The sequence below is a fragment of the Neisseria sp. HMSC070H10 genome, from assembly GCF_001837635.1.
In the GTDB taxonomy this organism is placed as follows: Bacteria; Pseudomonadota; Gammaproteobacteria; order Burkholderiales; family Neisseriaceae; genus Neisseria; species Neisseria subflava_A.
Window position 1 is genome coordinate 1 of record NZ_KV833376.1, and the last position, 13,824, is coordinate 13,824.

A 13,824-nucleotide genomic window follows, 5' to 3' on the forward strand; every position below is an offset into this window, starting at 1 on the left:
TATTAGTTTGTGCGGGTATGGCCAGATGGATTTCGCGCTGTTTGATCATGTCGGCCCTTAATGTCATACCCAAAAGGCTATGACGTTCAAAATTTGCTGTTTTAGAGTTGTATCTACACCGCTTCGGATGGTGGTTTTGCCGGCCGGGCTGCCGATATGGGTGTGGCGGCGGGTTGCTTTTGTCTGATTGCTGTGATGGCTTGTTGGAAGAAAGGCCGTCTGAAACGTATTTATTGTTTCAGACGGCCTCTTGGCTCAAACCTTGAGAACTGCATATGTGCGTTCCGCACACATACTACTTATTGAGTTTAAGTTTTATATGGGCTACGGCTTGCTATGCCGTCTTCTTTCCAGGTGTGGTCGCGGCTTTGGTTTTCGGCAAGGTAGGCGTTTACTTGGTCAGATGGCGGATTTTTTGTTCGTCGTAGATGATGGAGACGCTGATACCGGAGTAAGCGTAGATTGGGTCTTGACCTCAACCTACACTTGTTTTACATAAAATTTTGTGTCTCTGTTTGAAAAATCTAAATAACAACATTCTACTTTACCTATTGAATTGATTATAGTTGAAACAGGAATATTAAGAAGCCTAATACCCAAATCATCAATTTCAAAATCATTAATTCCACTCTTATAAAGGTAGCTTATTATTTCATCATTAATTTTTCCAAGCCAATTAAAAGAAATATCTTCTAAAAAAAACTTATTTGGTTCAAATATCTCTATCGCTTGAAGCTGATTTTTATCATCATAAAAACAATGGATATTCAACTCGGGAAAAACATCCATAGGAACTCGAGAGTATGATGACTTATAAATTTCTTGTACATCAGAACTAAATATTGCACGAACTTGTTTTCGATTCAGATTTGATGAGATAATGTTTACACAATTTTCTATTTTTTTTGAACTAAAATAAAAAATTTTCATAATTTTTTGCCTATTTTTTAGTTTTAAAAGAATTTGGGTCTAGTTTTCCCGAATACTCAAGCATCTCCTCGATTGCCTTATCATATTTGGATCCGAACTTAGATCTGATATCCCTCACATCCATTTCAATAGCCTCTTTCAATTTACCTTGTTCCAGTAACTCTTTTTGCTTAGCCCTATATTGGATAGCATAAGGAGAGCGTCCATAACTTTCAGTAAGCCGATGATCCTTCGGATCCATCTTAATAGCAGGACCTTGTTCACTACTAATGGGGCTCCTTTATAGCAATCCTTCGCAGGACAATGATGCGAATCCAAACCGTCATTGGTCGGTTTTTTGGTTTCCGAATGCGCCCCTCCTTTGTACTTATGTTCCGTCGTTGCCAATGCCGTATCCGGAATCCTATCCCCCTTCGCAACATTGCCGTTTACAGGAATACGGATATTCCCCGCACCCGCCAATAAGGGATCTCTGCCGGTAACGGTCGGCCTGATGTTTTCCAGATTACGGATGCCTGCACGAACCGCTGCCTTTGTCCTCGGATTGGGGTTGACAAAGCTCATCAGTCCGTCGGCAACGTTCAGCGCAAGTTCTTCGTTTTTCCGCTCTCCCTGCCTGATTTTGGTATCCTTCGTCCCGCTGTGCAGCCAGGTCAGGTTGAGGTATTCGGGTTTGTCCTGTCGGCGGTATTCCTCAAACAGCTTCGGATCGTTGTAGGCTTGCGGATTTCTTGCGCCGTAGTCGCGGTAGTCCCAAGTATAACCCAAGGCTTTGTCTTCGCCTTTCATTCCGATAAGGGATATGACGCTTTGGTCGGTATAGCCGTCTTGGGAACCTTTTCCACCCAGCGCAGTATCTGCCTGCGGATTCTCATCGCGGCTTCTTGGCTGCTGATTTTTCTGCCTTCGCGTTTTTCAACTTCGCGCTTGAGATCATTAGCATATTTGTCGAACTGAGTTTGATTGGGCGGTTTCAGTGCATAAGGTGATGCAGGCTACTTTTTCTGATTGCTGTGGCAACTTGTCGAAAGAAAGGACGTCTGAAACGTTTTTTCTTTTTTCAGACGGCCTCTTAGCTCAAACCTTGAGAACCGCATACGTGCGTTTCTCACACATCCTTGTTGAGTTTAGGTTGCATATGGGCTACGGCTTGCTAGTGGTGGGAAAGCAAGGACAGCAAAGAATGCGTGCTGCACAAATAACCCTTGGCAGGCAAAGCAAAAAGGTCGTCTGAAAACCTAAATTGATGTTTTCAGACGACCTTTTTCATGAGTCGGCTTCCTTAAATTTTTAAGGTGTGAAAAACGGAAGTTTTCTATTTCAAATTATTATCCATTCCTAAAACGACAATATCGTTTTTAAAAAAATGAATTCGCTTTAACTTCATAGCCTTAAATTAATTACCCAAAGAAGGCTTGACCTGACGATTTAATATGGCTATGGTTTAATAAAAAATAACAATATACCACATGCACACTGCAATGCTTTTTCCCTCCTCCTTATAGAAAGGATATTGCAATGCCCTGCTTGACCCGTACGTTGCCTCGTCTGACTGTCTTCCTGCTGTCCACCTTCGCGGCATTCTCCGCAGCTGCACACGGAAACCACACACATTGGGGTTACACCGGACACGACTCCCCCGAAAGCTGGGGCGAGCTTTCTGAAGAGTTCCGTTTATGCTCTACAGGCAAAAACCAATCCCCCGTCAACATTACCGAAACCGTCTCCGGCAGACTGCCCGCCATCAAAGTCGATTACAAGCCGAGCGCGGTTAACGTGGAAAACAACGGCCACACCATCCAAGTCAACTACCCGGCAGGTGGCAATACCCTCAGCGTGAACGGACGTACCTACACCCTGAAACAATTCCATTTCCACGTACCCAGTGAAAACCAAATCAAAGGCCGCACCTTCCCGATGGAAGCCCACTTCGTCCACTTAGACGAAAACCGCCAGCCTTTGGTATTGGCAGTATTGTACGAACCTGGCAAAACCAACGACCGTCTGGCTCCGATATGGAACGTGATGCCGATGAAGGAAGGAAAGGTAAACCTTGACAAAGCTTTCGACGCCAGCACCCTGCTGCCGAAACGACTGAAATACTACCGCTTTGCCGGTTCGCTGACCACGCCGCCGTGCAGCGAAGGCGTATCGTGGCTGCTGTTGAAAACCTACGACCACATCGATCAGGCGCAGGCAGAAAAATTCACCCGCGCCATCGGCTCGCATAACAACCGCCCCGTCCAGCCGCTTAACGCGCGCGTTGTCATTGAATAAACAATAAAGCCGTAAACGAAAAGGTCGTCTGAAAACCTAAATTTGGTTTTTCAGACGGCCTTTTTCTCTATCGCTTATTACGTATTGAGCTGGATACACACTAATCTATATTTAGTGCTTTTTATGCATTTACACTTCATAGTCCTTGTAAAATAGCTATACTTTTTCTATTGGAAAAATTCAGCTATCCCAAGGTAAATCAAGATAAAAAATATTATTATCTTAATCACCAACGGCACAAAATAGCCAAACTGAACTTGCGTAAAGCAGATAAATACCTGTCTCCAAAGGCCGTCTGAAAACGTGAACTTCAACAAAGCTCCTTTAGAACTAAAATATAAAGAGCAGCCTGCACTCGTATCTATCAACGTGAAGGCTGTTGTGTTTTCAGCCTGTCTGAAACGATCAAAAAACAGTATGATTTGTCTGTTTTCTGTTTGGAGGAGTCATCCATGATCGCAGCTACCATCACGATCCAAGACCAAAACCTCGCCGGCAAAGTGTTGCATGAGCTATTTTTAAAGTTCCGAATCAAGCACATCAGCGCGGCGGAGCTGATTGCCGAACGCGTGCGGCAGGAAGTTGCAGCCTACAACAACCGCGCCGCCGATGTCCTCTTACGCCACAGCCTCGTTATCCCCACCGATCGCGGCGACATCGTGATTCGGGAAACGCACGGCAAAAAAGGCACGCACCCGCAGCCTGTGGACGCGGAAAAGCAAATCGCCGTCGCTTTGAAAGCTTTTGAGCAGAACGCATTTTTCATCCTTGCTGACAACCGCCAACTGGAAACGCTGGACGATATGGTGTATCTGCATGACGGACTGGTCGTCAATTTCATCAAACTCACGCCACTTGTGGGCGGATAAGCAGCCTGAAAACCGCTGCGCAACGCTACCTTACCTTTGTAGAAGATGCTCCATACAGCCTGAATAGTGCAGACAAGAAAACCCTTACCGACGTTATCCACCTTTGCAGCGAAATAACCAACACATTGATACGCAAGGACAGTCCTATGACCCAAAACCAAACCATGCAGATTTCCGACAGCCACCGTGCCAAGTTCAATCAGCTTCTCAACACACTGGAAAAAGAATGGCTCCAAAGCCGTTCACACGAATACGACACGATAAATCTGAAGCTCTGTCCCAGTTTTGCCGAAGTGGAGAAAGCCGCACCCGGATACCGCGTCGATTTGCTGATCCACTGCATTGATTTGATACGCGGCTGGGGACGGAATAAAATTTTTAAAAATATGGGTGAGGACAGGATACACAATTACGGCACCATCCGTATAGCGGTAGCGATGGCTCTGGCGCGCAAAACGCTGCCGATGACGGAGCAGGATGTGCAGCGTATTTTTGCCGCCATGCTGGACGATAACGGGCTGTCCGAGCAGGAGGCAGATTACTATCCGCTCAAATATCTGATAAACCAAATCAAAAAACAGTTTCCCAATCCGAGCAAAACGCTTTCAGACGGCCTGAAAAACGCCTGCGACCGTTACCGCGTCTTTGCGGAAAACCTATGGGACAAGAAAGCCGCTACCGCCAACCTTGCCGCCCTGGCAGAACTGGCAGGCGGTTCCGCCGAAGCCTGCTTCCCCGCCCAAGACGACGAGTTTGCCCGATACGCCAATCCGCAACTTGCCGTGCTGCCACCGGAACAGCAGGACATATGGAGCAAAATCATTGCGCTTGCCCTATCCGCCAATGCAGGCAAGCCAAGCGAAAAATACCTGAAAGAATCCAAAACGCTGATCGATGCGTTGGGTGCGGACAGGTTCAAAAAAATGCTGCACGGCTGGATAAAATTTGTCCGCGGCAGCGAAGTGCAGATCGAAACCGTCACCCACGGAGCATACAGCTACGACACCCATGTCCTGCCCGTTTGCAGCATCAACCAAACCGCGCTCAAAGGGCTGGTGTGGATGTGCAGCCATTTTCACGACAGCGCCACCCTGTCCGCCCTTACCCAACTTGCGCTGCATTCATACGACAAAATCCCCAATCTCGGGGCGCGCTATGCTTCCGTGGGCAACGCCTGTTTCTACGCGCTGTTCCGCTCCAAAGGGCTGGACGGCATCGCCTGCCTCTCGCGCCTGCGCCTGCGGATTAAGTTCAGCAACGCGCAGAACGCGATTGCCAACTATCTGGACGAAGCCGCCGCACAGCGGGGTGTATCCCGCAACGAAATCGAAGATATGGCGGTGGATGATTTCGGCTTGCAGGAAGGCTGCTGCGACTACGACTTCGGCGGCTACACCTGCCGTCTGGCGGTTATAGGCGTAGGAAAATCCGAACTGCGCTGGTTCAAACCCGACGGCTCGCCGCAGAAAACCATGCCCGCCTTCGTGAAAACCGACCATGCCGACAAACTGAAAAAGATTAAAGCCGCACAGAAAAACCTCAACACCACGCTCACAGCCCAACGCGACCGCTTGGACCAAATGATGCGCTCCAAACACCGTGTGCCGCTGGAACACGCCGAACAATATTACTGGCAACACGGGCTGATGTCCTGCCTCACGCGCCCGCTAATATGGCAATTTTTCCGCGACGAAAACGACACGCAGGGCAAATCCGCACTCTGGTTGGACAGAACATGGGTGGACGAAACGGGCGTGCAAACCGATGTTTCAGACTGCCTGCAAATCAGCTTGTGGCATCCCGCGCTTGCCTCTCAGCAAAGCATCGCCCGGTGGCGCAAACTGCTGCAGGACAAAGAAATCCGCCAGCCGCTGAAACAGGCATACCGTGAAATCTATCTGCTTACCGAAGCCGAAATCAACACCAAAACATACAGCAACCGTTTTGCCGCCCACATCCTGAAACAACACCAATACATGACGCTTGCCAAGGGGCGCGGCTGGAGAGGCTCGCTGGCAGGCGCGTGGGACGGCGGCGACGACGCAACCGTCTCGTTGGAATTGCCCGAATACAACCTACGCGCCGAATTTTGGGCAAACGCAGTGGATAGCGAAGAAGCATGGACGGAAAGCTATATCTGGCAGTATGTCAGTACCGACCAAGTGCGCTTTCACCGGTTGGACGACGATTACCATGCCACCGCGCTGGACTTAATTGATATTCCGCCGCGCGTGTTTTCCGAAGTGTTGCGCGACGTGGATTTGTTTGTGGGCGTGGCCAGCGTAGGTAATGACCCAACCTGGGAAGACAACGGTGGAGAGGCGCGTTTTTACAGCTACTGGCAAAGCTATTCCTTCGGTGACTTGGGCGAAGTCGCTAAAACCCGCAAAGCCGTGCTGGAAACCCTACTGCCACGCCTGAAAATCACCAAGGTTACCCACATAGACGGCAATTTCCTCGTCGTGCAGGGCAAGCTGCGTACCTACAAAATCCACATCGGCAGCAGCAACATCCTGATGCTGCCGGATGATCAATACCTCTGCATCGTACCCGACAGCCGCAAAAAAGACGTATCCGACAAGCTGTTTATTCCGTTTGAAGGTGACAACACGCTCTCAGTCATCCTCTCCAAAGCCATGCTGCTGGCGGAAGACGACAAGATTACCGACAGCACGATTATCTCGCAGATTCAGCGGTAAATTGGGATAGCCTGAAAAACGCAAATGCCCCATCCTTGCGGTTTCAGGCTGTTTTGGAACACAGGACGTGTAGGCAGCACATGTCCTCCCTACGGAAAGAACACAATACATATTTGTACCATAACTATATTACTTTTCATTTGATTTAGATAACCGACAACATCATGAAGCCTGCTTTTTGCCTCCCAATATTGCTTTTACTTTCAGCCTGCCGTCCTGAAGCTGAGACAGCCGACACGGCTGCACCAACGGCGCGTAAGCCTTCCTATTATGAGTCTGAAAAGCGTCAAACTGTAGCTACCCCAGTTAAAACACAAATTCCTGCGTTATCTGCAATCAAAAGCCAAGCCGATTTTGACTTACTTTCGCGTATCTATGAGCAAGGTAGTGAATATGAAATTCCTCATATCCTTTTCCTCATCGATCGTGAAGACGATAACCGTACCGACTACATCAATACTCCCAAATTTCGGCTGCATGAGCACTATCTGGCTACTATCTTGAAACCCATGCTGTCAAAAACTGAATTGAATCAACAATACCGTAGTCCCAACCGGCGTTATCTGTTTGGTACTATCAGTTGGCAGAATAGTACTCAGGAATATGTTTATGAGTTTTGGGAAGGAGACAAAATCACGCCTGAATTGTTGAAATTGGCAACAGGCCGTCTGAAAGACAGTTTCTATGCTCCGTTGCGTTATAAAACCAATTCTTTATGGCAGGAAACTGTTGCCGAGCAAAGTAAAGTTCCTTTTATTACCCAAGAAAGTTTGATTAAAAATTTTCCCTACCTGCCTCTAAACCAAGGTAAAGCGATAGGTATATTACGCGTTATTGCCAAAGAAGATGATCTTTATAATGTCGGCGCCGACGATATTATTATTTTGAAAGAGGTTCCCCTAGAACTGCCACCTGTGGCAGGGATTATCAGTGAGAAACCATCTACTGCACTATCGCATGTGAATGTACTGGCACGCGGCTGGGGGATTCCCAATATTTACCTTAAAGACGCAGAAAAAATCCTAGCCCTATATATTGGCCGTCGTATCGAATTTGAAGCGACTGCTAAACAATATCGAATTGTCCAAACCAACCGGAACACTACCAGCAAAAGCTTTTCAGACGGCCTTACCCTGCCCCAACCCGATGTTTCCGATTACAGCCTTCGGGCTTTGGCAAACCTGCGCCGTGATGACAGCCGTTACTGCGGTAGTAAGGCTGCCAACCTCGGTCATATCCGCGCCCATATTGCAAACAGCAACGTTCCTGACGGATTCTGCATTCCGTTTGCCTACTATCAAGCCATGATGGATAGGCTGGGTATTAACGCGACAACACTTGCCCAAATCGAAACGCAAAGTGATGGAGACAACCGCAAGCGCCGCACTGCTTTACTCACACTGCAGAAAAAAATTACCGATGCCGAAATCCCGTCAGAATGGAAGCACAGATGGGCTGAGCAATGGCGTAATCAATTAAACAGCAAAGGCGTGTTTATCCGCAGCTCCTCTAATTCCGAAGACCTGCCCAATTTCAGTGGCGCAGGGTTGTACACCACCGTGCCAAATGTTACCGATGAAAACGCGTTAGCCAAAGCGGTGAAGCAATCTTGGGCTTCCGTTTTCAATTACAGCGCATATGAAGCCCGCCGTATTGCCGGTTTGCCTCACGATAGCGTGAAAATGAGTGTCTTTGTGCAACAAAGCATCAATGCAGATCTCTCCGGCGTGTTGGTTACCATCAATCCTTATGATATTGCTCAGAAAAACAGCTCCTACATTGCCGCCAAACGCGGGTTGGGTATTCGTGTCGTTGAAGGTAAACGGGTAGCCGAACAGGTAGTCTATAACCGTCGCAATGATTCTGTACAACGTCTCAGCTCCTCTAATGAAACCACAGCATTGCAACTGGATAAAAACGGTGGAGTACGAGAGGTGCCTGTAACCAGTGGCAATGTAATGAATCAAGAACAAATACGTCGCCTTGACCAAACCGGCCAACAAATCAAACAGCTATTTGCTAATGGTGAGCAGGACATTGAATGGGCGTTTGACAATCGTAAGCTTGTTATCCTCCAGGCACGACCGTATCTAAACGGCACACGTTAAAGTAAAAAGGCCATCTGAAATTATCGTTTCAGACGGCCTTTGCATTATGAGTTAGTTATACCCTATACTTCCCGTTCTCCAAGGAACTATGATGTCAAAACAGCTCACTTTTTATTTTATTCGCCATGGCCGTACCCAATGGAACGAACAAGAGCTTTTGCAGGGATCAGGCAATTCACCACTGACCGAACAAGGAATTACAGGAGCTCAGAAAACCGGGGCGGCGCTACAACAAGTAGAATTTACCGCTGCTTATTCCAGCATTTTACAACGTGCCATTGATACGGCTGGCCATATTATCGGCCAGCGTCCCATCCCTCTTTTTCAACACTGTGGACTAAATGAGCAATTTTTTGGAAGTTGGGAAGGTATGCAGATCGCTGACTTGCGGAAGCTAACCGAATTCAAACAACTGACCAATGACCCGGCAGCTTATAAAGCATTAAGCAATGGTGGCGAAACCTTTGAACAATTAGCAGTACGTGCAATGGACGCCCTTTGCGATATCATTAAAGTACATCAATCGGGAGCCAATATTTTAGTGGTATCGCATGGCCATACCTTGCGGCTTTTATTGTCCTTACTAGGCGGAGCGACTTGGAAAAACCATCGTGATGAGGGTAAATCCGTGTCATTATTGAATACTTCAATCAGTATTGTGAAATACGATAGTGAAAGCGGTTTTCATATTGAGCAGCTTAACGATGTGGCTCATTTACAATGATCACAATCTATTACCTAATTCACACATCGACACACTGTTAGTCTATTAACTCAAGCCCCAATACGCTCGTTTTAAATCTACTCATTATTTTTTATTTTAAATCTCAACCAAAGCAGCGTCTTTTTTGTATTAATGTCTCTACCGTAAATTCTAAAAAACCGTTTGAACTTTACGATTCAAACGGTTTTTTAGTATCAATTTGTTTATATTCCATGCTTTTAAATACGGTTAAATTTTAAAATTTAATCCTCCTTCAAAGCCCTGCTTACCCTATCAAGATCTGCCAGTATTTAAACCGGCTTTGCCGTTTTCCCACAAAGTTTTCAGCAATACTTTCCACGCTGATAGTTTAGGATCAGGCTGTTTACCTTGTCCGATTAAATCCATTTGCGTCATATACCAGTTCATTTCCAACATTGCACCTGCTTTTTTATCAACAAATGCGACGCCAGTTTTGATGCGGTCTGTTTGTACAGTTTGGTAAGTACCGTTTTGCATTTGGTTCGCCAAATCAGGCACTAAGGCAAACGGACGGGCAACACCTACCAGATCCAAATGGCCGCTGGATAAGGCATCTTCCATGGCGTTTTGCGAACGGAAGCCGCCGGTAATAATCAGCGGAGCTTGGCTGACTGCACGGGCTTTTTCGGCGTAATCGATGAAGAAGGCTTCGCGTTTGCGGGTGCTGTCTTTGGCGGCTAGCATTTGCGGGCTTTCGTAGTTGCCACCGGAAACTTCAATAAAATCAATGCCCATTTCTGACAGTTTTTGCACCACCTGCACCGATTCGCTTTCGTCAAATCCGCCTTTTTGGAAATCTGCCGAATTGAGTTTTACACCCACTAAGAAATCTTTACCCACGGCGGCGCGGATGGCGGTGTAGGTTTCCAAAAGGAAGCGCATACGGTTTTCCAAACTGCCGCCCCATTGGTCTTGGCGGCGGTTGTGGTGCGGCGAGAGGAATTGGCTGATGAGATAGCCGTGCGCGGCGTGAATCTGTACGCCTGAAAATCCTGCCTGTTCGGCAATTTTCGCGGTTTGTACGAATTGCTGAATCAGCCCGTTGATTTCATCGGCAGTCAATTCGCGCGGCGGATTGATAAAGCCGTCCATGCCCACCAACGGCACGGCGCTCGGTGCAAGCGGCGTTTTATTGACTACCGCAGGCGACTGTTTGCCCGCATGATTGATTTGCATGATGAGCAGCGTGTCGTTTTGCGTGCCGGCTTTCGCCCATTTTTTCAGCATCTCAAGGCTGCGGCCGTCTGAAATCACCACATCGTTTATTGAACCTTTGCCGCTTTCGGCGACCATCACATTGCCCGTAACCAAAACACCCGCGCCGCCTTGCGCCCAAGTGCCGTACAGGCGGACGAGTTTTTCAGACGGCTGGTCGTTTTGAGCAAGTTGCTCTTCCATGGCGGATTTGAAGATACGGTTTTTAGCGGTTTTGCCGTTTGGAAAAGTGAATGGAGTGAATAACATAATCGTTCCTTTAAGTTGATAAGTTTAAAAATATAAACGTATTTAGGTAAAAATAAAGGGTTAACGGATAACCCTATTTTGAAAGCGGGCAATTTTGAGCCATCAAATCGGCAAGTTGTTTCAATCTCGCCACCGCATCCGCCATGGCAATACTGTAAAACCGCTCTTTGCCGACCTGCTCCACCGCCACCGCCCCGGCTTGCAGCATGATTTTCAAATGATGCGACACCGCAGGACGCGACAGATGCAGATGCTCGGTCAGCTCATTCACATTCATCCTGCCGTGCTCCCACAGCACGCGCAGGATTTGATGGCGGTTTTCATCGCTCAACACAGTAAAAATGGGAATGCACTCGCGCATTAAATTCATGGTTTGTTGCGGCATATTTGGCTTCTTGAGTTTATATGTTTAAAAATTTGAACGCATTTTAGAGGGAAAGATGGAGAATGTCAAAGGGAATTTTCAGAAGATGGCTTTAGTGTACAAATCACAGCGTTTCATCAATCATTATCTCAGTCTGCAAGCCGTTTCAGACGACCTTTTCGTAATAAAGAGCGGTCAAATTTTTAAGTGTTTTGCAAATCATCTTAAAAACTTGACCACTTGCATCATTATCAAGACCGCAGCCGTCTGAAACATTGATAGACCGGTTACTGATGTCCGCTTTCTGCTACTTTTGTCCATTTTGCCAATGTCTGCTTCATCTGTGCCTGAGGGATGAAGCGGGCCATCCGTTCTACTTCCTTGCCTTGATAAAACAGCAGCCATGCAGGTGCGGTCAGCACGTGGAAACGCCCGGCCATTTCGGGTATTTCAGCAATATCGGCTTTTACGGCATACACATTTCCTTCCACCGCCAAAGCTGAGTCAAGCTGGGCGGCCACGACCGTACAAACACCGCAGATTGGGGCTTTGATGTACAGTGATACTAAAGAGTGTGTGGCGATGGCCTGTTCGATGTCTTTCAAAGTGTGCAGTTGTTGCATGTCATGTACTCCTTTGAGCGATTAAGCCCTTTTCTAGTTGTCCAGAAAAGGGGCTTTCAACGAAATGAAAACAAGAAAACGTTTTGAGTCGTCTAGATTTTTTCCACAACCACTTTTACCCGCGCTTTCAGGCTGTTCAACACTGGCGAGCTGGCGGCGGAGTGGTCGGCGAAATTTTGCAGGGTAGGAAGGTCGGCGTCGGCTTTTACTTTTATGGTTAGCACCAGATTATCCAGTCCGCCGTAGCCATCTTCCATGCCGAACAGTTTGGCCATGTCGATACCGCCCCTTGCGGATATTTCAAACTGTTCCAGTTTCACGCCTGCCAATGCTGCTTGCAACTCGAAACCTATGGAGCAGCAGCCTGCCGCAGCGCTGATCAGGTATTCCACCGGATTTGGGGCGGCGTTTTCACCGCCCATGTTTTTCGGTTCGTCTGTGGTAAAGGCAGGGAAGCGGCGCACGGAGATTTCATTCTTCGTGCCGGATACCCAGCGCGAATCGGCGCGTAATACTGCCTTGCCTTTTGCATGGTCGTTTTCAACCGCTGCCATGGTAGTTCGGAAACGTTCGATATCTAACCCGTTAATCATGTTTTGTCCTTTCATATGATGAATTGCAGATGGTTTTTCGCTACACTATTTCGTACCAATTAGCGACTGACAAAATGGTGGGCAAAAGCCCACCACTTCAAGTTGATGTTTTATCATTAACCAAACACTTTTTTCAAATGTGCTTGGTAGTCTGCGAAGTATTGTTCTACTTGTGGATTTTTAACTACATCGTTACATGTAAATGTCGGTAGACGGGTCAAACCGATGAACTCGTTGAGTTTGTGGAAAGGCATGTACACAGCATCCACATCTTTGCCTTCAAAGAAGTCGCCTTCACGGGTGAACGCTTCAATCGGCGCATTCCAAGTAAGCGAAAGCATGTGTTTTTTGCCTTGCAATAAACCACCTGTACCGAAGCCTTCGGTCGGGCTGACACGATGACGGCCATCACTGTGGTAAAGCTTGCCGTGTCCAGCGATAAATACTTCGTCTATGTATTTCTTCACTGTCCAAGGCTCGTGCATCCACCAAACAGGCATCTGCCAAATCACGGCATCCATCCACAAGAATTTTTCGATTTCTGCCTCAATATCATAGCCAGCATCAATCACAGTTTCTTTTACATTGTGTCCAAGTGCGGTCAAAACTTCTTTTGCTTTTTTGTGAAGCGTGTTGTTTAACTCACCATGCGAATGGCCGAATTCTTTACCACCGTTTAATAATAAAATATTCATTTTTACTCCTAGAATAAATAATTTATAAAAAAGGGATGTGATGTTTGCGGTTATTGTCCCGTTTTCCATGAAGCGATACGTTTCAAATTATCTACCGTGTCGTGATTGACGATGGCGTCGAACGTGCCGTCCAGTTTGGCAATTTCTGCTTTGTCTTCATCACTGAGTGCAAAGTCAAAGATGTTCAAGTTTTCCGCCATGCGTTCGGGTTTGGTGGATTTTGCCAATACAATGATGCCACGTTCCACCAGCCATCGGGTAATCACCTGCGCCACGGATTTGCCGTATTTCGCACCGATTTTGCTTAACACGGGATTGTGGAAAATATCGTTTTTGCCTTCAGCAAACGGCGCCCATGCTTCCACGGCGATACCTTCAGCCTGCAAAGCGGAAACGGCTTCGTTTTTTTGTTGGAACGGATTAATTTCAATCTGATTGGCTTGCGGCATCACTTTAT

At 47.2% G+C, this 13,824-nt stretch carries 13 protein-coding genes; 5 read left to right on the forward strand and 8 right to left on the reverse strand.

The window, feature by feature from the left end; genetic code table 11:
• Nucleotides 1-480: 480 nt before the first annotated feature.
• Together HMPREF2606_RS05945 and HMPREF2606_RS11265 are read right to left on the reverse strand one after the other, a co-directional pair.
• Nucleotides 481-789, reverse strand: coding sequence for a hypothetical protein (locus tag HMPREF2606_RS05945; protein ID WP_070585507.1), 309 nt, complete (start codon nucleotides 787-789; stop codon nucleotides 481-483).
• A gap of 279 nt (nucleotides 790-1,068) precedes the next feature.
• Nucleotides 1,069-1,719, reverse strand: coding sequence for a hypothetical protein (locus HMPREF2606_RS11265; RefSeq protein ID WP_070712981.1), 651 nt, complete (start codon nucleotides 1,717-1,719; stop codon nucleotides 1,069-1,071).
• A 729-nt stretch (nucleotides 1,720-2,448) separates the two neighbouring features.
• Here HMPREF2606_RS11265 and cah point away from each other — a divergent pair.
• From cah to HMPREF2606_RS05980, 5 genes are all read left to right on the forward strand, one after another.
• The gene (cah, locus tag HMPREF2606_RS05960) at nucleotides 2,449-3,207 is read left to right on the forward strand and encodes a carbonic anhydrase (protein ID WP_070712979.1); all 759 of its coding nucleotides are present in this window, start codon (nucleotides 2,449-2,451) and stop codon (nucleotides 3,205-3,207) included.
• 452 nt (nucleotides 3,208-3,659) lie between these two features.
• Nucleotides 3,660-4,076: a hypothetical protein gene (locus tag HMPREF2606_RS05965; RefSeq protein ID WP_283122351.1), complete on the forward strand. Its 417-nt coding sequence runs from the start codon at nucleotides 3,660-3,662 to the stop codon at nucleotides 4,074-4,076.
• A gap of 146 nt (nucleotides 4,077-4,222) precedes the next feature.
• Nucleotides 4,223-6,775 (forward strand): DUF4132 domain-containing protein, encoded by a 2,553-nt coding sequence (locus HMPREF2606_RS05970; protein ID WP_070712975.1) that lies wholly within the window; start codon nucleotides 4,223-4,225, stop codon nucleotides 6,773-6,775.
• Nucleotides 6,776-6,939: 164 nt separating this feature from the next.
• Entirely contained in the window at nucleotides 6,940-8,883 is a 1,944-nt protein-coding gene (locus tag HMPREF2606_RS05975) for a PEP/pyruvate-binding domain-containing protein (protein WP_070843438.1), read from the forward strand.
• 91 nt (nucleotides 8,884-8,974) lie between these two features.
• Nucleotides 8,975-9,607: a histidine phosphatase family protein gene (locus HMPREF2606_RS05980; RefSeq protein WP_070712972.1), complete on the forward strand. Its 633-nt coding sequence runs from the start codon at nucleotides 8,975-8,977 to the stop codon at nucleotides 9,605-9,607.
• 273 nt (nucleotides 9,608-9,880) lie between these two features.
• On the opposite strand, the gene HMPREF2606_RS05985 is transcribed toward HMPREF2606_RS05980, so the two are convergent.
• The 6 genes from HMPREF2606_RS05985 to HMPREF2606_RS06015 form a co-directional block, all read right to left on the reverse strand.
• The gene (locus tag HMPREF2606_RS05985; protein WP_070712969.1) at nucleotides 9,881-11,092 is read right to left on the reverse strand and encodes an NADH:flavin oxidoreductase/NADH oxidase family protein; all 1,212 of its coding nucleotides are present in this window, start codon (nucleotides 11,090-11,092) and stop codon (nucleotides 9,881-9,883) included.
• A 73-nt stretch (nucleotides 11,093-11,165) separates the two neighbouring features.
• On the reverse strand, nucleotides 11,166-11,477 hold the full coding sequence (locus tag HMPREF2606_RS05990; protein WP_070512429.1) for an ArsR/SmtB family transcription factor: 312 nt from the start codon (nucleotides 11,475-11,477) through the stop codon (nucleotides 11,166-11,168).
• Between the two features lie 266 nt (nucleotides 11,478-11,743).
• Nucleotides 11,744-12,079 carry a thioredoxin family protein gene (locus tag HMPREF2606_RS06000; protein WP_070712964.1) on the reverse strand — a complete coding sequence of 112 codons (336 nt, stop codon included), beginning with the start codon at nucleotides 12,077-12,079 and terminating at the stop codon, nucleotides 11,744-11,746.
• A gap of 92 nt (nucleotides 12,080-12,171) precedes the next feature.
• Entirely contained in the window at nucleotides 12,172-12,672 is a 501-nt protein-coding gene (locus HMPREF2606_RS06005; protein ID WP_283122352.1) for an OsmC family protein, read from the reverse strand.
• 116 nt (nucleotides 12,673-12,788) lie between these two features.
• Complete coding sequence (locus HMPREF2606_RS06010; protein ID WP_070625281.1) at nucleotides 12,789-13,367, reverse strand: NAD(P)H-dependent oxidoreductase; 579 nt, start codon at nucleotides 13,365-13,367, stop codon at nucleotides 12,789-12,791.
• A 50-nt stretch (nucleotides 13,368-13,417) separates the two neighbouring features.
• Nucleotides 13,418-13,824: aldo/keto reductase (locus HMPREF2606_RS06015; protein ID WP_141762182.1), on the reverse strand; the 407-nt coding region annotated here is incomplete at its 5' end.